The organism is Mesorhizobium sp. AD1-1, from assembly GCF_020164655.1.
GTDB lineage: Bacteria > Pseudomonadota > Alphaproteobacteria > Rhizobiales > Rhizobiaceae > Mesorhizobium > Mesorhizobium ciceri.
The window spans coordinates 84040-103549 of the sequence record NZ_JAIUGP010000018.1 but is presented as its reverse complement, the minus strand read 5'-3'; the positions used below and the strand labels follow the sequence as shown (position 1 = coordinate 103549).

The 19510-nt window shown below is 63.0% G+C and carries 18 protein-coding genes; 13 read left to right on the top strand and 5 right to left on the bottom strand.

All coding sequences use genetic code 11. The features are described from left to right. Positions 1–15: 15 nt before the first annotated feature. The 4 genes from LB519_RS27205 to erpA all read right to left on the bottom strand — a co-directional run bounded on the left by LB519_RS27205 (position 16) and on the right by erpA (position 1962). The gene (locus LB519_RS27205; protein WP_224621607.1) at positions 16–270 is read right to left on the bottom strand and encodes a hypothetical protein; all 255 of its coding nucleotides are present in this window, start codon (positions 268–270) and stop codon (positions 16–18) included. A gap of 135 nt (positions 271–405) precedes the next feature. Beyond that, positions 406–1200 carry an exodeoxyribonuclease III gene (gene xth, locus LB519_RS27200; RefSeq protein WP_013531286.1) on the bottom strand — a complete coding sequence of 265 codons (795 nt, stop codon included), beginning with the start codon at positions 1198–1200 and terminating at the stop codon, positions 406–408. A 17-nt stretch (positions 1201–1217) separates the two neighbouring features. Continuing rightward, positions 1218–1613: a VOC family protein gene (locus tag LB519_RS27195; RefSeq protein WP_013531287.1), complete on the bottom strand. Its 396-nt coding sequence runs from the start codon at positions 1611–1613 to the stop codon at positions 1218–1220. 1 nt (position 1614) lies between these two features. Next, entirely contained in the window at positions 1615–1962 is a 348-nt protein-coding gene (gene erpA, locus LB519_RS27190) for an iron-sulfur cluster insertion protein ErpA (protein WP_013531288.1), read from the bottom strand. 90 nt (positions 1963–2052) lie between these two features. Here erpA and LB519_RS27185 point away from each other — a divergent pair, with 90 nt between their 5' ends. From LB519_RS27185 to LB519_RS27125, 13 genes are all read left to right on the top strand, one after another. Further along, entirely contained in the window at positions 2053–3267 is a 1215-nt protein-coding gene (locus LB519_RS27185; protein ID WP_024503844.1) for a deoxyguanosinetriphosphate triphosphohydrolase, read from the top strand. A gap of 75 nt (positions 3268–3342) precedes the next feature. Further along, positions 3343–5100: an arginine--tRNA ligase gene (gene argS / locus LB519_RS27180; RefSeq protein ID WP_027160434.1), complete on the top strand. Its 1758-nt coding sequence runs from the start codon at positions 3343–3345 to the stop codon at positions 5098–5100. 103 nt (positions 5101–5203) lie between these two features. Further along, complete coding sequence (locus tag LB519_RS27175; RefSeq protein ID WP_224621605.1) at positions 5204–8530, top strand: SPOR domain-containing protein; 3327 nt, start codon at positions 5204–5206, stop codon at positions 8528–8530. 132 nt (positions 8531–8662) lie between these two features. Then, on the top strand, positions 8663–9682 hold the full coding sequence (gene nagZ / locus LB519_RS27170; protein WP_013531292.1) for a beta-N-acetylhexosaminidase: 1020 nt from the start codon (positions 8663–8665) through the stop codon (positions 9680–9682). Positions 9683–9743: 61 nt separating this feature from the next. Continuing rightward, complete coding sequence (locus LB519_RS27165; RefSeq protein ID WP_013531293.1) at positions 9744–10544, top strand: segregation and condensation protein A; 801 nt, start codon at positions 9744–9746, stop codon at positions 10542–10544. Beyond that, positions 10541–11308: an SMC-Scp complex subunit ScpB gene (gene scpB / locus LB519_RS27160; RefSeq protein WP_013531294.1), complete on the top strand. Its 768-nt coding sequence runs from the start codon at positions 10541–10543 to the stop codon at positions 11306–11308. Before LB519_RS27165 ends, scpB begins: the two co-directional genes overlap by 4 nt. A 171-nt stretch (positions 11309–11479) precedes the next feature. Further along, a complete protein-coding gene (locus LB519_RS27155; RefSeq protein ID WP_013531295.1) occupies positions 11480–11701 on the top strand; it encodes a twin-arginine translocase TatA/TatE family subunit in 222 nt (73 codons plus the stop codon). 30 nt (positions 11702–11731) lie between these two features. Next, positions 11732–12532: a Sec-independent protein translocase protein TatB gene (tatB, locus tag LB519_RS27150; RefSeq protein ID WP_224621603.1), complete on the top strand. Its 801-nt coding sequence runs from the start codon at positions 11732–11734 to the stop codon at positions 12530–12532. Beyond that, a complete protein-coding gene (tatC, locus tag LB519_RS27145) occupies positions 12529–13395 on the top strand; it encodes a twin-arginine translocase subunit TatC (protein ID WP_013531297.1) in 867 nt (288 codons plus the stop codon). The genes tatB and tatC overlap by 4 nt, the downstream gene beginning before the upstream one ends. 345 nt (positions 13396–13740) lie before the next feature. Further along, a complete protein-coding gene (gene serS, locus LB519_RS27140) occupies positions 13741–15309 on the top strand; it encodes a serine--tRNA ligase (protein ID WP_224621602.1) in 1569 nt (522 codons plus the stop codon). Then, positions 15309–16067, top strand: a complete 759-nt coding sequence (gene surE / locus LB519_RS27135) for a 5'/3'-nucleotidase SurE (protein WP_024503850.1) — start codon at positions 15309–15311, stop codon at positions 16065–16067. Before serS ends, surE begins: the two co-directional genes overlap by 1 nt. After that, positions 16064–16723 carry a protein-L-isoaspartate(D-aspartate) O-methyltransferase gene (locus LB519_RS27130; protein WP_224621601.1) on the top strand — a complete coding sequence of 220 codons (660 nt, stop codon included), beginning with the start codon at positions 16064–16066 and terminating at the stop codon, positions 16721–16723. Before surE ends, LB519_RS27130 begins: the two co-directional genes overlap by 4 nt. 191 nt (positions 16724–16914) lie before the next feature. After that, on the top strand, positions 16915–18417 hold the full coding sequence (locus LB519_RS27125; protein ID WP_224621600.1) for a peptidoglycan DD-metalloendopeptidase family protein: 1503 nt from the start codon (positions 16915–16917) through the stop codon (positions 18415–18417). Positions 18418–18542: 125 nt separating this feature from the next. Here LB519_RS27125 and LB519_RS27120 read toward each other — a convergent pair whose 3' ends face one another. Continuing rightward, entirely contained in the window at positions 18543–19436 is an 894-nt protein-coding gene (locus LB519_RS27120) for an NAD-dependent epimerase/dehydratase family protein (RefSeq protein ID WP_224621621.1), read from the bottom strand. Between the last annotated feature and the right edge of the window lie 74 nt (positions 19437–19510).

Sequence of the window (19510 nt, the reverse complement as noted above, 5' to 3'; positions counted from 1 at the left end):
AGGCGCGAGATTGGCTCAGTTCGCGATCGGCTCCGTCGGCACCATGCTGGGCGCCGGCGTCGAGATTGGCGTGACATGGGGGTGTGGCGCCAGCGTGTTTTCCGGGCAGCTATCCCCGATCTTCGTCCACGAGGTGTTGTTGAGCACCATATCGCAGCGGGCCAGATGGCTCTGCTCGGCCACCGTCAGGCAGGCGACCTGACCGATCTGGTAGGATTTTCCATTGGCCAGGCATTCCTGGTCGGCAAATGCCGTACCAGGAACGGTCATGGCAAATGCCAGGCCAATGGGACAAAGATGAAATCGTGCGCTCATGGAACCCCAGCCGCCATGCTGGTCTGCAATGAACGGCGCGAAATGTGGCGATATGAGGGTTCAGCGCAGACGGGCCCGGCGAGGGTTCTCTCAAGCCGGCTGAAGCGCGAGATCGATCGCCACCGGGACATGGTCGGATGGTTTTTCCCAAGCGCGCACATGCTTTTCGATAGAGGCCGATGAGAATCGGTTGGCGGCTTCCGGCGACAAAAGCAGGTGGTCGATACGGATGCCGTTGTTCTTCTGCCAGGCGCCGGCCTGATAGTCCCAGAACGTATAGGTGTCGCGCGCGTCGGTGACCGCGCGCACCGCCTCGGTGAAACCAAGATTGAGCAGCCGGCGGAAGGCTTGTCGCGTCTGCGGCTGGAACAGGGCGTCGCCCAGCCAGTTCTCCGGAAACCGCGCGTCGATCGGCTCGGGAATGACGTTGTAGTCGCCGGCGAGCACCAGAGCCTCCTCAAGTCTCAGCCGTTCTTCGGCCCAGCGCTCAAGCCGCGCCATCCAGGACAGCTTGTAAGGAAACTTCTTCTCGTCATCGATCGGATTGCCGTTCGGCAGATAGAGCGAGGCGACACGCAAGGCGCCCTTGTCGGTTGAGAAAACGCCTTCGATGAAACGCGCCTGTTCATCGGCATCGTCGCCGGGCAGGCCCCTGATCACCTCGTCGAAGCGCAGCTTCGACAACAGCGCGACGCCGTTGAAACCCTTTTGGCCATGGGTTTCGACATTGTAGCCAAGCGCCTCGATCTCGGCGCGCGGGAACTGCTCGTCGACCGTCTTGATCTCCTGCAGGCAGACGATGTCGGGTGCGCTCTCGGTCAGCCAATGGGTCAGGTTGCCGATGCGGGCGCGGACACCGTTGATGTTCCAGGTGACGATTTTCATGGCGGTCTCGATGCTGTTCAGTTGGGCTCTTGCGGCGGATGGCGTTCGACGAGGCCGATCGTATTGCCAGCCGGGTCCTTTAGGAAGGCCATCCATTCGCTTTCCCCCGCTGGACCGAACTGGCCGTCCGTGTCGCGATGGACAAGCGTTGGCGGCGCGGTGAAGGGCACGCCGGCGGCAGCAGCCGAGGCATGGAACTGATCAAGGCCCGATATGTCGAGATAGACGGTTCCGGCCGGTACGCCGTCGGTGAACAGCAGCCTGATTTCTCCGGCCATGATGAAGGCGATGCCCGGCGGATCGAAGCGTGCATGGACGGCCATGCCGAGCACGTCGCGCCAGAAAGCCAGCGTCACGTCGAGGTCACGGCCAGCCGACAGCGCGATCTGACGGACCGCACCGATGGCAGGCATTCTATATGGAGAAACTCGTGCCGCAGCCGCAGGAGGCGACGGCGTTCGGATTGCGGATCTGGAACGACTGGCCCATCAGATCGTCGACGAAATCGATCACAGATCCGCCCATATAGACCAGCGACAAATCGTCGATCAGCACGGTGGCGCCGTCCTTCTCGATGGCGACGTCGTCGTCGTTGCGCGTATCGACCAGATCGAACTTGTAGGAGAAGCCCGAGCAGCCGCCGCCTTCGACCGAAACGCGCAGCGCCGTCTTGCCGGCTTCGTTCGAGACAATCCTGGCGATCCGCTTGGCGGCGGCCTCGGTCATATCGACTTTCATGGCAGTCTTGGCATCAGCGCCCATGGGCGTCACCTTGCTTTCGGTTTCACATGATAGGTATGAAGCGCGAGGGGCCAAGTCAACCTGGCTAAGTCAAACGCGGCAGCATCAGCCATGACCAGTGAGTTGGGCGACATCGGATTCGGCTATCGGCCACGCGCCGCCTATGCCTGCGATCCGGCAAACTCGCGCGGGCGGCTGTTCGACGAGGTGGAGAGCCCGACCCGCACGCCATTCCAGCGGGACCGTGACCGCATCATCCATTCGACGGCCTTCCGGCGGCTGAAGCACAAGACGCAGGTCTTCATCGCCCATGAAGGCGACCACTATCGCACCCGGCTGACCCATTCGATCGAAGTGGCGCAGATAGCGCGCGCCCTGGCACGGGCGCTGCGCGGCGACGAGGATCTGGCCGAGGCGGTGGCGCTGGTGCATGATTTCGGCCACACGCCCTTCGGCCACACCGGCGAGGACGCGCTCAACGAGAAGATGGCCGTCTGGGGCGGCTTCGACCACAACGCACAATCGCTGCGCATCGTGACAAGGCTGGAGGCGCGCTACGCCGAGTTCGACGGGCTCAACCTGACCTGGGAAACGCTGGAAGGCCTGGTCAAGCACAATGGGCCGCTGACGGATGCCAACGGCAAGGGTCTGAAAGGGCCGGTGCCACAGGCGATCCGTGATTATTCGCAACTGCACGATCTCGAACTCGACCGGTTCGCCGGCATCGAGGCGCAATGCGCGGCGATCGCCGACGATATCGCCTACAACACGCATGACATCGACGACGGGTTGAGGGCAGGGCTCTTGACGCTGGACATGCTGGAGACGGTTTCGCTGCCGGGAACGATCCTGAAAGGCGTGCGCGAACGCTATCCTTCCCTCGATGCCGTGCGCACCGGCCACGAACTGATGCGGCGGCAGATAACGGCCATGGTCGAGGACGTGATCAGGTCGACGACCGCCAATCTCGATCGCATCAGGCCGCCGAGCGCCGATGCAGTGAGGGCAGCTGGCGAGACGATGGTGGTTTTCTCGGCCGAAATGGCTGCCCTGGAGAAGGAACTGAAGGCCTTTCTGTACAAGCACCTCTACCGGCACGCCGAGGTTATGAGGGTGCGCGCGGATGCCGAGCAGATCGTCAAGGATCTGTTCGACGCCTATTTCGCCGATCCGCGCGCCATGCCGGATGGCTGGCGCGAGGGGCTGGATCGGGCCGATGATCGCATCAAGGCGCGCAGCGTCGCCGACTTCCTGGCGGGTATGACCGACACCTACGCGCTCAAGGAACACCGGCGTTTGTTTGACCATACGCCTGAATTGGGCTAGGGCGGGCTCGATTTTGCCGGCCAACGAGCCGGATTCGCTGCAAAGCCGCCAGAGCCAGACCCCAGAGTCACACAAATGAACATCTTCGCCGATTTCACCGCGCGAATCATAAAAGCCGTCGAAGCGCTTGATCTGAAAGACAAAGACGGCATTTCGCCTGACCTGTCGCGCATTGCCGTTGAGCCGCCGCGCGACGCCAGCCATGGCGACCTGGCGACCAATGCGGCAATGGTGCTGGCCAAGCCGACCGGCCAGAACCCGCGCGCGCTGGCCGAAAGACTGGCGCAGGCGCTGCGCGACGACAAGGATGTCGCGGCAACAGAGGTGGCCGGCCCCGGTTTCGTCAATCTCAGGCTGAAGGACGGCTTCTGGCAGACACATCTGACCGCACTGCTCGGCGAGGGCCGCAACTATGGCCGCTCGATGGTTGGCGGCGGCAGGAAGACCAATGTCGAATATGTCTCGGCCAATCCGACCGGACCGATGCATGTCGGCCATTGCCGGGGTGCTGTCGTCGGCGATGCACTTGCCAATCTGATGGCCTTCGCCGGTTACGACGTGACCAAAGAATACGTCATCAACGACGCCGGCTCGCAGATCGACGTGCTCGGCCGTTCCGCATTCCTGCGTTACCGCGAAGCGCTGGGTGACGACATCGGCGAGATTCCGGGCGGGCTTTATCCGGGTGATTACCTGGTGCCAGTTGGTCAGGCGCTGGTCGCGGAATTCGGCCGCTCGCTGCTGCAGATGCCCGATGACGAGGCGCTCGCCATCGTCAAGGATCGCACCATCGATGCGATGATGGCGATGATCCGCGAGGACCTGGCGATGCTCAACGTGCATCACGACGTGTTCTTCTCCGAGCGCACGCTGCACGCCGACAATGCCAGGAAGATCCGATCCGCGATCAACGATCTGACGCTGAAGGGCCATATCTACAAGGGCAAGCTGCCGCCGCCCAAGGGCGAGAAACCCGACGATTGGGAGGACCGCGAGCAGACGCTGTTCCGCTCGACCGCGGTCGGCGACGACATGGACCGGGCGCTGGTCAAGTCGGACGGCTCATTCACCTATTTCGCCGCCGACGTTGCCTATCTCAAGGACAAGGTCGATCGCGGCTTCGTCGACCTGATCTATGTGCTCGGCGCCGACCATGGCGGCTACGTCAAGCGGCTGGAAGCCCTGGCGCGGGCGATTGCCGGCGAAGAGGTCAAGCTCACCGTGCTGCTTTGCAATCTGGTCAAGCTGTTTCGCGAGGGCGAACCGGTGCGTATGTCGAAGCGGTCGGGCGATTTCGTGACGCTGCGCGAAGTGGTGGAGGAGGTGGGCCGCGACGCGATCCGCTTCATGATGCTCTATCGCAAGAACGATGCGCCGCTGGATTTCGATTTCGCCAAGGTGACCGAGCAGTCCAAGGACAATCCGGTGTTCTATGTCCAGTACGCCTCGGCGCGCTGTCATTCGGTGTTCCGGCAGGCGAGCGAGCAACTGGGCGAAGCCAATTTCGACCGCAACAGCCTGGCGTCCGCCGCGGCATTGCTGACCGACGAGGGCGAGATCGGCCTGATCCGCAAGCTTGCCGAATACCCGCGGCTGATCGAGTCCGCCGCCCTTGCGCTCGAGCCGCATCGGCTGGCATTTTACCTCTATGATCTGGCTTCCAGCTTCCACGGGCACTGGAACCGTGGCACGGATAATCCGGACTTACGTTTTGTTAAGGTTAACGACCGACAATTGACGCATGCCAGACTAGGGCTGGTGCAGGCTGTTTCGGACGTTTTGACGTCCGGCCTGACGTTGATCGGGGCCGCCGCGCCCACTGAAATGCGTTAGGTTTGACTAAATAACCTGTCACCTTTTGCCCACATTGCGCTGGTAAGGGCCAACCCTACGCGACGTCCATGGCGTCCGAATGAGTGCGAGTTCGGGAACAATAATGGCAGACAGAACCCAGCTGAGAGTAGCCGACAACAACGACATCGCTGAGGATGATCCGTTCGCGGAACTGACCAGGATCATGGGATTCGACCCGCGCCAGCCGGTCAGGCCGCAATCGCCCGCCCAGCCGCAGGCCCCAGCCGCCGATCACGGGCTCGAAGAGGGCGATTTCGATGTCGATCTCGAGAAAGAAATGATGGGCGAGTTCGGCGCTGACGACAGCGACGCCGCTCCGGTTGTTCAGGCTCATGAGCCGACTTTCGTGCATGAGCCGGCATTCGAAGCGGCTGACGCCAGCGCGATGGACGACGAGCTTTCGGTGTCGCTCGACGACGATTTCGAACTGGACATGGCTGAGATCGACGACCACGTCGCCGGCGCCAGCCATGCGGTCGCCGCTGAAGCCGTGCCGTCCGTCGAGCCCGCTTTCGCGTCCGACATTGGCGATGCCGTCGCCGGTTCGCTCGAGGACGTGTCCCCCTTCGAGGACGATCAGTCGATGGCGGACGAGCTTGCCGCCTCGCTCGACCAGGACCTTCGGATCGATGAGGAAGCCGAAGAGGCCCTGTACAGCGTTGCCGATACGCCCGCTTCTGTCGAGCCGGTTGCCTCCGATGACGAATTCGACGATGCGGTGGCAATGTCGCTTGAAGACGAGCTGATGCTCGACGACCATTCGGCGGCGGAACAGTCATTCATGGCCGCCGATCCCGTCGAGCATGCCATGCCGGAGCAGGCGGCGGCGCTTGACGGCCAGGCAATCTCCGACGAGAGCTTTGCTGGCCTCGACGATGCCATGGCCGATGTCGACATGGATTTCGACGTTCGCGCGGATGAGCCGATCGCCTTCGACGAGCCGGAAGCGCATGAAGTGCTTGCCAATGCTGCGGACTCAACAAGCGAGATTTCCAACCCTGAAGGCCTGTCGGACGATGCCTTCGACCTGAACTTTGAAGATTCGTTCGCCGAAACGGTCGAAGAGCCGGTCGCCGAAGTTGCTGCCGCTACGATCCAGCCGGCGGCGCCAGAAGCCAATGTCGCGCCGGCGGTGCACGCCCCGATTGCGGACGAACGGAGCCTGGAAGACGAGTTGAATGCGCTGCTGGGCGCCATGACTTCCCGCACGGCGCCGGCGGCCAGCGAGCCTGTCACGGCTCAGCCGGCTGTCGCTGCCCCGCCGCCTGTTGCCGAGCCTGCCGAGGAACCGGCCGACCTTGTCGGCGACCTCGACTGGGATCTTGACGAAACCACGCCTGAGCAAAATCGACATGTTGGCACGGCCCAAGCGGCCGACGCGGATATTGACGATCTTATGCTTGATGAACTCCAGGATCCGAACTCGGACACCATTGGCGATGTCGATTTCGACGATGATGCGTTGGACGCGGCTTTGGCCCAGGGCCTTGATCCGCGTGACGAAGCCGCTCCCCGGGACAATTCGGCGGATTCTTTCGATTGGCTTGCGGAGCGTTCCCAACCGACAGAGCCGACGCGTTCGTGGAGCCGCGTGACGCCGGTTCCGCAGCAGCCGTCATTCATCACTCAGCCTACGTTTAGCGCTCAGCCGGCCGCTTCGGTGGCATCATCCGTGGCCGCAGCGCCGGCAGTCGCCGCCACGACGTCCTATGGTTCGTCCGAGCCGGTCGAAACCTTGGCTCCCGCTGCCCCAGTATCGGCGCCGCAATCGCGCCAGCCGGCGCGTTACGAAGACATGCCCGATGTCGAGACGGTCGATGTGCCCGAGCGTGTCGTGGCGCTGGCGGACGATCTCGATATCCCCGAACTGCACTTCGAGGAAGACCAGCCGGCGTCGCCTGGCTATGACGATCTCGATGCCGAGTTCTCCAGCCTTCTCTCCGAGATGAACGCGGTGGAGGTCGCTGCCGCCCCCGCAAGCAACGCGGCCGGCGCATCTTACGATGATGGCTCCTATGCCGCGGGCTTCAAGCCGGGCTATGACAGCCTCAAGCCGGGCTATGACGGGGTCAAGCCGGGCTATGAGCCGGAAGCGCGAACCTATGCGGCGCGGCCGATGGAAATGTCTGCCCGCGCGGCGGCGCCCACGGGTTATGCCGACGCCTCGGGCTACGACCTCGACAACCTGCCGGGGAGCCAGCCGGCTTCCCAAGCCGATGATTTCACCGTCGATGAACTCGACTACGATCCCGAACTCGACGAGGAGATGGCTGTTCCGGGTCTCGGCGAGCGTGAGGCCGCAAGGCCGTCGCGCGGACGCGGCCTGTTCATCGCCGCGATTGTCGGCGCGGTCGCGGTCGCGGGCGGTCTCGGTGCCTTTGCGCTGTCCTTTGGCGGCAAGGGCGGCAGCGAAGCGCCCGTCATCGTCAAGGCCGACAACGCGCCGATCAAGGTCAAGCCGGAGAATCCGGGCGGCGCCGTGGTGCCGAACCAGGACAACAAGGTCTACGACGCGGTCAGGGGCGCCAAGCCCGCCGAGCCGGTCCAGGAAAAGCTGGTCACCAACACCGAAGAGCCGGTGGACGTGCAGGCGAAGGACCCGGCCCGCGCCATCGATCTTTCGCCGGACCAGAATGCAGCCGGCGCTGGAACCGATGTCGGCAATGCCGCGCCGATGGCTGGCGCTGCTTTGGCCGACAATACGGCGCCAGCTCCCAAGTCCGAGGACCGCATCGCGCAGGTGCTGCAGGATGCAGACAAGGGCACAAATGCCGATGTCGTCGCCATTGCACCGCGCAAGGTGAGGACCATGGTGGTCAAGTCGGACGGTTCGCTGGTGCCGCGTGAAGATCCGGCGGCACCCGCCGCTCCGCAAGTGGCCGCTACCGAGCCGGTCGATCCGGCGCCGCAGCATGTCGCCCCGGCGGCGCAAGCCGATGCCGACCAGACCGGTACCGTGGCGCCTGCCGCCGCCCAGGCGGACGACGAGCCGGCCCTCAAGCCGGTGGCCAAGCCGAAGGCCGAGGCCAAGGCCCAATCGGCCAACACGCCGGCAAAGGTTCCGCTCGCGCCGCAGCGTCCGTCCGACCAGCCGGTCGATGTCGTCGGCGAGGTCAAGCCCGATCAGGTTGCGTCCATCGATCCGGCATCGACCGCGGCCGGCGGTGGCTCGTGGTCGATGCAGATCGCCTCGCAGCCGACCGTCGAAAGCGCCCAGTCCAGCTATCAGGATCTGCAGCGCCGCTATGGCAGCGTGCTTGCCGGGCGTACCGCCAACATCGTCAAGGCCGAGATCGCCGGCAAAGGCACGTTCTACCGCGTGCGCGTTCCGGCCCAGTCACGCAATGACGCGATCAATTTGTGCACCAGCTACAAGGCCGCCGGCGGCAACTGCTTCGTCTCGCGCTAAAGCCGGAGCCAACCGATTGAAAGCCGGCGCGGTCACCGCGCCGGCTTTTTTCATGGGGAAAGCAGATCCGGCGTTGCCGTGGATGAATCCCTGGCGATTCCCTTTGATCGCACAAAGCCCTAAACTGCCGACATGACCGAATCAAAATCCATGATCCTCGGCTGCGCCGGGAAATCGCTCACCCGCGAAGAAATCAATTTCTATCGCAATGAATGCCCGTGGGCCTTCATCCTGTTTGCGCGCAACATCGGCGAGACCGAACAGATCCGCGATCTGGTCGCCGAGATGCGAGACTGCATAGGGCGTCCGGACGCGCTGGTGTTCATCGATCAGGAAGGCGGCCGTGTGCAGCGCTTGCGGCCGCCGCTGGCGCCGAACTATCCAGCCGGCGGCGCGCTGGGCGCGCTGTGGCGCGACGATCATGATGCCGGCGCCCGCGCGGCCTGGCTGATGGCGCGGCTGCATGCTTTCGACCTGTTACGCTACGGCATCACAGCCGACTGCCTGCCGGTGCTCGACGTGCCGATCGAAGGCGCCAGCGATGTCATCGGCGCGCGTGCCTACGGCAAGGACCCGCGACCCGTGATCGAGCTCGGCCGCGCAGCCGCGGAAGGGCTGATATCGGGCGGCGTGCTGCCGGTCATGAAGCATATTCCGGGCCATGGACGTGCCTTTGCCGACACGCATTTTGAACTGCCAGTGGTCAATGCCTCGCTCAGTGATCTGCAGCGGCATGATTTCGCCCCGTTCAAGGAGCTTAGCCATCTGCCGATGGCGATGACTGCGCATGTCGTCTACAGCGCGATCGACCCTAACAATCCGGCGACCACCTCCGGCAAGGTCATCGACGAGATCATCCGGCGCGAAATCGGCTTCGACGGACTGCTGATGAGCGACGACACATCGATGAAGGCACTTTCTGGGGATTTCCCGACAAAGGCGGCCTCGATCCTTGCGGCGGGCTGCGATCTGGTCCTTCACTGCAACGGCGTTTTCGAGGAGATGGCCGGCATCGCATCGCGCACCACTGGGCTTGAGGGCACGTCGCTGGAGCGCGCCAAGCGGGCGCTGACCTATATAAAGGACCGTGACACGGTCGAAGAAACCGAAATACGCGCCGAATTCGCCACCTACTTCGATGCGGTGGCATAGCAAGGGAAAGTGACAGGCAGTGGCGGAGACATTGGAAAGCAAGGCCGCGAAGGCCGCACCGATGGACCGTCTGTGGGCCGAAAATGACGATTCACGCGTCACCGGCGACCCGTCGCTGGTCGTCGACGTGGCCGGCTTCGAAGGTCCGCTCGATCTTCTGCTGCATCTTGCCCGCACCCAGAAAGTCGATCTGGCGCGCATTTCGATCCTGGCGCTGGTCGAGCAATATCTGACCTTTGTCGAGACGGCGAGGGCGCTCAGGCTGGAGCTTGCCGCCGACTATCTGGTGATGGCGGCGTGGTTGGCCTTCCTCAAGTCCAAGCTCCTGATCCCCAAGCAGCCAGGCGACGAGGGCGAAAGCGGCGAGGAACTGGCGGCGGTGCTGCAGTTCCGACTGAAGCGGCTGGAAGCCATGCGCGACGCCTCGGCGCGTCTGGTCAACCGCAACCGGCTCGGCCGCGACGTGTTCGCGCGCGGCATGCCGGAAATGGTCATCATCGAAAAGCGCAACGCCTATTCTGCCTCGCTCTACGATCTCTTGACCGCCTATGCCCAGCAGCGCCAGAAGCAGGCGATCAACAATGTGACCATCGCCAGGCGCGGTGTCTGGTCGCTCAAGGACGCGCGCGACATCCTGACCCGCCTTGTGGGAGCCGTGAGCGACTGGACGACGATGGAGAGTTTTCTGATCGCGTACATGACCAGTCCCGAGGAGCGGCGCACGGCGATCGCGAGCTCGTTCGCTGCCACGCTGGAACTGGTGCGCGAAGGCAAGATGGATGTGCGGCAGGATCAGACGTTCGCGCCGATCTACCTGCGCGGCCGAACGCAGACAATCAAGGCAGTCGAGGTGGCATCATGAGCGAACGCGCCAACGCTTCGGTTGTCCCGTTCAAAGTCGGCGATGAACCCGAAGAGGGCCCGCTTTCCCAGGATCCGGCCGAGCAGCAGCTACAAAACCCGGCCGAGCGACTGCATCTGGCCGAGGCTGTGCGCATGGCCGAGGCGATCGTGTTCGCCAGCGCCGAACCCGTCAGCGAAAAGCAGCTTGCGGCACGCCTGCCGGACGGCATCAACATCGCCCTGGCCATGGCCGAGCTGCAGCAGATCTATGCGCGGCGCGGCGTCAATCTGGTGCGTGTCGGCGATGCCTGGGCGTTCCGCACCGCCGGCGACCTGGCTTTCCTGATGAGCAGGGATACCGTCCAGCAAAGGAAGCTCTCCCGCGCGGCTCTCGAAGTGCTGGCGATCATTGCCTATCACCAGCCGGTGACGCGTGCCGAGATCGAGGACATCCGCGGCGTCGAAACCTCGAAGGGCACGCTCGACACGCTGCTGGAAACGGAATGGGTGCGCATGCGCGGTCGGCGAAAGACACCCGGACGCCCGGTCACCTACGGCACCACGGAGACCTTCCTCGATCATTTCGCGCTGGAAGAGATCCGCGATCTTCCCGGCATGGAGGAACTGAAGGGGGCCGGCCTGCTTTCGGGCCGCATGCCGTCGAATTTCTCCATTCCGCAGCCGCCGGCCGATCCCGATGCATTGACCGACGACGAGGATGCGCTGACCGATATCGATCTCGAGGAACTCGGCCTGCTGACGCCGCGCGTCACGGAAGATTGACTGGCATTGGCGGCCTGATCTGTCGAGGATGCGCGGATTCGTAGCGGGGCCGCCACGTCGAAAATGCGTGACATCCGCCACCCTTTCATAAACTCTGTCGCAGTTGTGTTTGAATCCCAACGCGAAAACGCATAGATCATCGCCAGGGAAAACATTCGAGAGAGATTTGCTATGGGTTCATTTTCGATTTGGCACTGGATGATCGTGCTGGTGATCGTGCTTTTGGTGTTCGGCCGCGGCAAGATTCCCGAGCTGATGGGCGACATGGCCAAGGGCATCAAGAGCTTCAAGAAGGGCATGGCCGACGACGACGTTGCCGAAGACAAGCGCACCGTCGAACATCGTGCCGACGAGACCGTTGCGGCCGCGAAGGAAAAGGCCAGCAAGAGCTGAGCCCAAAGGTTCTAGTCGGAACAGAGTGTCATGTTTGAAGTCGGCTGGACCGAAATGCTGGTCATCGCGATCGTCATGATCGTGGTCGTCGGGCCCAAGGATTTGCCCAATATGCTGCGCACCTTCGGCCGCACGACGGCGAAGCTGCGCGCCATGGCATCCGATTTCCAGAAACAGTTCAACGAGGCGCTGAAGGAAGCCGAGCTCGACGACGTCAAGAAGTCCGTCGACGAGCTCAGGGGCATGAGCCCGATGGCCGAGATCAGGAAGCAGCTCAATCCGTTCGAACAGGCCGCGGCCGACGTTCGCTCCGGCGTCGACGCGGCGATGAAGCCGAAGCCGGCAGCCGATCCGGCAACGCCAGCCGCTTCGACCCCGCAGGCGGCCGAGCCGCTGAAGAACGGTGCAACGACCATGCCCGGCGTCAACGGACCGGAAGCAGCGCCGGCAGCGCCGATTTTCCCGGCGATGACCGACGAATCGGTGGTAACGTCATCAGTGCCGACGACACCCGTCGTGGCGCCGAAGGCGTCCACGGCGAAGAAGGCAGCCAAGCCTGCACCGTCAAGGGCGACGCCGGCTATAAAGGCTTCGGCAAATGGCGCTAAAGCTCCTGCGAAAACGGTCACCGCTAAGGCCACGCCTGCGGCCAAGGTGCCAGCGAAGCCCGCGACGGCGGCAATGCCTGAAACGCCCAGGGCCAAGACGCCCGCTGCGGCCAAGGTGATCGCGTCCAAGACCGTAGTGACCAAGACGGGGGCGAAAATCGAACCGAAACCTGCTGCGGCCAAGAAGCCGGCGGCCAAGAAGACGGCTGGAGCCGCCAAGTGAGCGTTTCGGACACCGAAAAGGACGAGATCGAGAAATCGTCGGCGCCGCTGATGGAGCATCTGATCGAGCTGCGCCGGCGGCTGATCTGGTCGCTGGGCGGTTTCTTCGTTGCCTTCCTGGTCTGTTTCTTCTTCGCCAAGAAGCTGTTCAACCTTCTGGTCGTCCCGTTCAAATGGGCGACGCAGTGGGCAGGCCTCGATCCGCACAAGGTCGAGCTGATCTACACGGCGCCGCAGGAATTCTTCTTCACGCAGGTCAAGCTCGCCATGTTCGGCGGCATGGTGATCGCCTTTCCGCTGATCGCCACGCAGATCTACAAATTCATCGCGCCCGGCCTCTACAAGAACGAGCGCAACGCCTTCCTGCCGTTCCTGATCGCGTCGCCAATCCTGTTCCTGATGGGTGCGTCGCTGGTCTATTTCTTCTTCACGCCGATGGTGATGTGGTTCTTCCTCGCCATGCAGCAGGCCGGCACCGACGATCAGGTGCAGATTTCACTGCTGCCAAAGGTGTCGGAATATCTCAGCCTGATCATGACGCTGATCTTCTCCTTCGGCCTGGTGTTCCAACTGCCGGTGGTGACCAGCCTGATGACACGCGTCGGCATGCTGTCGTCCAAGGGGCTGGCCGAGAAGCGCAAATGGGCGATCGTCATCGCCTTCGTCGTCGCGGCGGTGCTGACGCCGCCCGATCCGATGAGCCAGATCGGCCTCGCCATTCCGACCATCCTTCTCTACGAGGTCTCCATCTGGGCTGCCCGGCTGATCGAGCGCGATCAGGAAAAGCAGCGCGTGGCACGCGAGAAGCAGGACGCGGCGGAAGAGGTCGCCGAGAAGAAGCCGGCGGACGCGTCCTCCACCTGAACGGCGCCGCCGCGTCTGGCCAGCCTCGATAGGAATTTTTTCTTGACCTGGTGAGGGCAGCTATGCTATGATTCTGGGTATGGTGCTGACTTGCGCCAGCGACCCGCCGTAGAGGCGGGTTTTTCATTTCAGGCTCTCCCCCGCCTTCAGCCGAAAGCGCGTCAAAGCGTGATCGCATGCTTGCGTTCCCCATGCCCCATCTTGCATCGATCGAGGATGCGGTTTACGCCCTCTGGCTGAAACGCATCGCACTGAAAGCGATGCGTTTCAGTTTTGTTTGAAGCATGTCGTTGTCCCAAACCGCTGCGCACTTTGGGCGACATGCTACCCCGGAGCGTTCAAACCATGCTTGACATCAAATGGATTCGCGACAACCCGAAGGCCCTTGTCGAGGCGCTGGTGAAGCGCTCGTGGTCGGCTGACGAGGCGCAGTCCACGGTCGGCGGGCTGATCGCCTCCGACGAGGCGCGGCGCGAACACGTCACGGAACTGCAGATCAAGCAGGAGCGCCGCAATGCCGCGTCGAAGGAGATCGGCAACGCCATGCGTTCAGGCGATGCGGCCTTGGCCGAGACGCTGAAAGCCGAAGTCGGCGAGATCAAGACCTTCATCCAGAACGGCGAGGCGCGCGAACGCGAGCTCGACAAGGCGCTGAACGATGCGCTGGCGGTGCTGCCCAACGTACCGTTCGACGACGTGCCTGTCGGCAAGGACGAGCACGACAATGTCGTCAAGCACATCGTCGGCAAGGTGCCGACGCGGCCGAACTGGGTGAAGGAGCATTTCGAGATCGGCGAAGCGCTCGGCATGATGGATTTCGAGCGCGCGGCAAAGCTGTCAGGCTCGCGCTTCACCGTGCTGAAAAGCGGGCTGGCGCGGATGGAACGCGCGCTCGGCCAGTTCATGCTCGATTTGCACACGACCGAGCATGGCTACGAGGAAGTCATCCCACCGCTGATGGTCAAGGACGACGTAATGTTCGGTACGGGACAGCTGCCGAAATTTAAGGAGGATCTCTATCCGATCTTGAATGATCTTGAGGTTCAAAAAATCAGATTCAGGCAAACGCTCGATCTTCAAAATCAACTGGTAGCTGAGAACACTTGGCTCGGTAATTTTAATGAGAGCTTTGGCTCCGCCATGACGGAGCAGCGAAAGGCGGGGCATGACGTTAACTGGACGTCTCCACTTTTTCTCTCTCTCCACGATCATTTTTTGAAATTTAGAGATACATTCAATAACTACGCCAACGAATTCAGCGAGCTTTCGAGCAAGTTTGCGGAACTGGAAAAGGCGGGCGGGACGGGCCAATGGCTGATCCCCACCGCCGAAGTCCCGCTCACCAACCTGGTGCGGGAAGAGATCACCGCGCATGAAAAACTGCCGCTGCGCTACACCGCGCTGACACCGTGCTTCCGTTCGGAAGCGGGCTCGGCCGGGCGCGACACGCGCGGCATGCTGCGCCAGCATCAGTTCTACAAGGTCGAGCTGGTGTCGATCACCGATCAGGAATCGTCACTTGCCGAGCATGAGCGGATGACGCAATGCGCCGAGGAAGTGCTGAAACGGCTCGGCCTGCCGTTCCGCACCATGACGCTGTGCACCGGCGACATGGGTTTTGGCGCACGCAAGACCTATGACATCGAGGTCTGGCTGCCCGGCCAGAACGCCTATCGCGAAATCTCGTCCTGCTCGGTGTGCGGCGATTTCCAGGCACGCCGCATGGACGCCCGCTACAAGGACAAGGACGGCAAGGGCAACCGCTTCGTCCACACGCTCAACGGCTCGGGCACAGCCGTTGGCCGCGCGCTCATCGCCGTCATCGAAAACTACCAGAACGAGGATGGCAGCGTAACCATTCCTGAAGTGCTGCGGCCTTACATGGGCGGTCTGGAAAAGATCGAAGCGAAATAATGCGTATCCTCCTGACCAATGACGACGGCATTCATGCCGAGGGCCTGGCGTCGCTCGAACGCGTCGCACGTACGCTGTCCGACGATGTCTGGGTGGTGGCGCCCGAGCAGGACCAGTCCGGCTATGCGCATTCGCTGTCGATCTCGGAGCCGCTGCGGCTGCGCAAGATTGGCGAGAAGCATTTTGCCGTGCGCGGCACGCCGACCGATTGCGTCATCATGGGCGTCAAGAAGATCCTGCCTGGCGCACCCGACCTGATCCTGTCCGGCATCAATTCGGGCGCCAACATCGCCGACGATGTCACCTATTCCGGCACCGTCGCCGGCGCCATGGAGGGCGCGCTGCTCGGCATTCGCTCGATCGCGCTCAGCCAGGGCTACAGCTATGTCGGCGAAGATCGCGTCGTGCCCTACGAGACGACGGAGGCGCTGGCGCCGGCGCTGCTGAAGAAACTTGTCGCGACGCCATTGCCCGACGGCGTGCTGCTCAACGTCAATTTTCCCAACTGCACGCCCGAGGAAGTCGCAGGCACGGTGGTCACCTCGCAGGGCAAGCTCGTGCACTCCCTGTGGGTCGACGAGCGCCGTGACGGGCGCGGCCTGCCTTACTACTGGCTGCGTTTCGGCCGCGAGCCGGTCGAAGGCAAGCAAGGCACCGACCTCTACGCCTTGCGCAACCGGCTGGTGTCGGTGACGCCGCTGCAGCTCGACCTTACCGCCCATGAAATCCGTGACCAACTGAGCAAGGCGCTCGCATGAACCAGGGCCTCCCGATCGACGACCGCGAAGGTTTTGCCGCCTTTCTGCTGCGTCTGCGCGGCCGGGGGACTGTGCCGAAGGCGCTGATCGCGGCCTTCGAGGCGATGCCGCGGCGCGGCTTCCTGGCGGCCCAGTTCCATCAGATCGCCTGGTCGGACCGCATGCTGCCGATCGAATGCGGCGAGGCGATCGAAGGCGCCGACATGCAGGCGGCGGTGATCGCCGCACTTACCATCGAGCAGGGCAACCGCGTGCTCGAGATCGGCACCGGCTCGGGCTACACCTCGGCGGTGATGTCGCGGCTGGCCGCTCGGGTCATCACCACCGATCGCTACAAGACGCTCGCCGAGCAGGCGCGGCAGCGCTTCGAGGCGCTCGGCATCGGCAATGTGATCGTGCGCCACGCCGATGGTTCCGGCGGGCTGCCGAATGAAGGGCCATTTGACCGCATCGTCGCCTGGGCCGCCTTCGACAGCCTGCCGCGTTTCCTGCTCGACCAGTTGTCGAGCGGCGGTATCGTCATCGCTCCGATCGGCCCCGAAGAGGGCGAACAGGTGCTGGCCAAGCTGACCAAGGTCGGCAGCCGCTTCGAGCGTGAAGACATCGGCCTCGTTCGCCTGCAGCCGATCCTGCGCGGTGTCGCCGCTATTATCTAGCGCGGATGTCGATGTTCGGCCGCGTCGTGCGCCCGTCTTCGACCCCGGCTGGCCTGACCCGAAATCTTCGCACGGCTCGCTCTCTAATATTTTAAGAAAAATTGCGTCGGATTCCATGAGGTTAACCGTCGAGTAACATTAACGCGCTTTAATCATGCCTAGTTTGTACCGGGTATGTGCGGGTTAGTGCGATGCAACTCAGTGTTTTGAAGACAAACGGTCGCAATCTGGCGCGAGGCTGCGCCATTCTGATGGTCGCGGGTGCTGCTGCGGGGTGCAGTTCCCAGGTTTCGCGGTTCAATGGCGTCGACGACGTCTTTACATCCTCGACCAACAATCAGCGCGCCATCATCAACAAGCAGGATGCCGTACAGCAGCCCTATCCGGGCGATGTCGCCGCCGCTCCGATCGATGGCAGCCATACACAATCGGTCAGCCGCTCCAGCCTCGAGCCGGTCTCGACGCGGCCGCTGCCGCCGCCCGTTGCCCAAGCGCAGCAGGCGCCGGCATCGAAGCCGGTGCGCACCGCATTGGCCCCGGCACCGCATGTCGACAGGACCACGACCGGCACCGTCGCTCCGGCGGCGTCGCCTTTCAAGGTTTCGCAACCTGACGAACCCCGCGTGGCTGCTTCCGGCACTCCGCATGCAACCGAGATCGTCGTCAGGGACGGCGAAACGATCGGCGGCCTGGCGCAGCGCTACAAGGTGCCGTCCGACGTGATCATGAAGGTCAACGGGCTGAGCGCGACCAAGGGGCTGAAGACCGGCCAGAAGCTGGTCATCCCGGCCTATGCCTATTCCAGCAAAGGCGAGGCGAAGGTCGCGGATGCCAAGCCGGCGAAAGACGGCAAGCACAACCTGCCGGCCACTGCGCCGGACAAGGTCGCCGTTCTGCCGCAGCAGCCGAAGCCTAAGGAAGGCAAGCCCGCCGCTCAGGTCGACGCGTCGGCCGCAGCAAACCAGCCCAAGGAGCCCAAGCCGCAGGTTGCCAAGACGACCGGCGCTGCTGGGACCTACACGGTCCAGTCGGGCGACACGATGTCTTCGATTGCCAGGAAGACCGGCGTCGGCGTCGTTGCTCTAAAGCAGGCCAACGGGATGAAGGACGGACTGCTCAAGATCGGCCAGACCCTGAAGGTGCCGGCCGGCGGAACCGCGACCGTCGCCGCTGCCAAGCCGGCCAAGGTCGATCCGGTGACGACGGCCACCACGCAGCCCGCGGCAAAGACCACGCCGTCTGAAACGCTGGCGTCCTACACGCCGCCGAAAAAGGATTCGAAGGTCATCCAGCAGGCCGAGGCCGACGATGCCGTCGCGCCAGACGCCACCGGCATCGGCAAGATGCGCTGGCCGGTGCGCGGTCGCGTGATTTCCGGTTTCGGCTCGGGCAAGGACGGCGTCGATATCGCCGTGCCGACGGGCACGCCGGTCAAGGCGGCCGAGAACGGCGTCGTCATCTATGCCGGCGACGGCCTCAAGGAATTCGGCAACACGGTGCTGGTGCGCCACGAGAACGGCCTGGTCACCGTCTACGGCCATGCCAGTTCGATCGAGGTGCAGCGCGGCCAGAAGGTCAAGCGCGGCCAGGAAATCGCGCTGTCGGGCATGAGCGGCACGACGGACTCGCCGAAGCTGCACTTCGAAGTGCGCAAGAACTCGGCGCCTGTCGATCCCTCCGGCTATCTCGAATAGTCGGGGCTGTTTCGAATAGAAGAAAAAAAGCAATTTGCGGGCCGTCTGACCTCCAGTCCGGCCCGCCGGCTCAGCCCGTTCCGAAAGGAGCGGGCTTTTTCAGTTCCGGTGCGCCGCGCCAGTCTTCAAGCAAGATGGTCGCGCAGAGTGTCGGCGATCATGACGCCAAGGCTGCTGGCCTTGACGCCGAGAAGCGTCTCCGCGTCGGAGGAATCGACCAGCAAGGGTTTGTCGAAGAGGTAGCTCATCTCGATAAGCTCATGCATGCCCAATGCTTCTATTTCGGAGATGGAATAGGAGCGTGTTCCTGGAATTTCACGGTGAAGCATTGCCGCGGTCGCCCGGATGAGTTCCCGGGATGGGGCGTGTTGCGATGGAACATGGAACGCCCGTCCCCATTCGCCCGTGTAGCGCGAGGCAGCGACCAGTGTCCTGGCCACGTCCTTCGTGAAGGACCAGGCGTGAGTTGCGTCGAGGTCGCCAATGAAAGCCGTCGGTTTCCCCTCGAGTATGGAGGGCAGCGCGACCAGTGAGAAAGAGCTGATCGCGCCATGTCCAAGATAATCGCTGGACCGCACTTCGACGGCCGGCACGTCCGCACGGACCGCCCGCTGCCACATGATCGTCCGCGCGGTTCCTTTCTTCGAAGTCGGATCCAGAGACAGGTCGGAGTGAAGCGGGCTTTCGGCATCTTTGCCATAGCCATAGAGGTTTCCGAGCACCACAAGCTTCGCGCCGACCGCTTCGGCAGCCCGCACGGTGCCGTCGATGATTGGGAAGAAGTCGGTCGGCCAGCGGTGATAGGCGGCCATGGCGCACATGAAGATCGCGTCGGCGTTTCGGCTGATACGCGCCAGTTCCGCGGCATTGGTGGCGTCGGACTGCACGGTCCGGACGTTTTGCAGCGCGTTCGAACCGACACTCCGGCTCGTCAAGACAACATCATGGCCTTCTTCGCCCAGAAGCCGCGCGGTCTCGCGACCAACCGGGCCTGCTCCCACAACAACATAGAAACTCATGGCATAACCTCTCATCCAAGTTTTATGGAGAGGCGTAGGTACATAGCCACGGCATTGAAAATCGCGCGGGAATT

What these genes read in the sequence shown, in the direction of transcription:
- LB519_RS27205 (WP_224621607.1), bottom strand. Translation starts at nt 270, where the DNA reads ATGACCGTTCCTGGTACGGCATTTGCCGACCAGGAATGCCTGGCCAAT.
- xth (WP_013531286.1), bottom strand. Translation starts at nt 1,200, where the DNA reads ATGAAAATCGTCACCTGGAACATCAACGGTGTCCGCGCCCGCATCGGC.
- LB519_RS27195 (WP_013531287.1), bottom strand. Translation starts at nt 1,613, where the DNA reads ATGCCTGCCATCGGTGCGGTCCGTCAGATCGCGCTGTCGGCTGGCCGT.
- erpA (WP_013531288.1), bottom strand. Translation starts at nt 1,962, where the DNA reads ATGGGCGCTGATGCCAAGACTGCCATGAAAGTCGATATGACCGAGGCC.
- LB519_RS27185 (WP_024503844.1), top strand. Translation starts at nt 2,053, where the DNA reads ATGACCAGTGAGTTGGGCGACATCGGATTCGGCTATCGGCCACGCGCC.
- argS (WP_027160434.1), top strand. Translation starts at nt 3,343, where the DNA reads ATGAACATCTTCGCCGATTTCACCGCGCGAATCATAAAAGCCGTCGAA.
- LB519_RS27175 (WP_224621605.1), top strand. Translation starts at nt 5,204, where the DNA reads ATGGCAGACAGAACCCAGCTGAGAGTAGCCGACAACAACGACATCGCT.
- nagZ (WP_013531292.1), top strand. Translation starts at nt 8,663, where the DNA reads ATGACCGAATCAAAATCCATGATCCTCGGCTGCGCCGGGAAATCGCTC.
- LB519_RS27165 (WP_013531293.1), top strand. Translation starts at nt 9,744, where the DNA reads ATGGACCGTCTGTGGGCCGAAAATGACGATTCACGCGTCACCGGCGAC.
- scpB (WP_013531294.1), top strand. Translation starts at nt 10,541, where the DNA reads ATGAGCGAACGCGCCAACGCTTCGGTTGTCCCGTTCAAAGTCGGCGAT.
- LB519_RS27155 (WP_013531295.1), top strand. Translation starts at nt 11,480, where the DNA reads ATGGGTTCATTTTCGATTTGGCACTGGATGATCGTGCTGGTGATCGTG.
- tatB (WP_224621603.1), top strand. Translation starts at nt 11,732, where the DNA reads ATGTTTGAAGTCGGCTGGACCGAAATGCTGGTCATCGCGATCGTCATG.
- serS (WP_224621602.1), top strand. Translation starts at nt 13,741, where the DNA reads ATGCTTGACATCAAATGGATTCGCGACAACCCGAAGGCCCTTGTCGAG.
- surE (WP_024503850.1), top strand. Translation starts at nt 15,309, where the DNA reads ATGCGTATCCTCCTGACCAATGACGACGGCATTCATGCCGAGGGCCTG.
- LB519_RS27130 (WP_224621601.1), top strand. Translation starts at nt 16,064, where the DNA reads ATGAACCAGGGCCTCCCGATCGACGACCGCGAAGGTTTTGCCGCCTTT.
- LB519_RS27125 (WP_224621600.1), top strand. Translation starts at nt 16,915, where the DNA reads ATGCAACTCAGTGTTTTGAAGACAAACGGTCGCAATCTGGCGCGAGGC.
- LB519_RS27120 (WP_224621621.1), bottom strand. Translation starts at nt 19,436, where the DNA reads ATGAGTTTCTATGTTGTTGTGGGAGCAGGCCCGGTTGGTCGCGAGACC.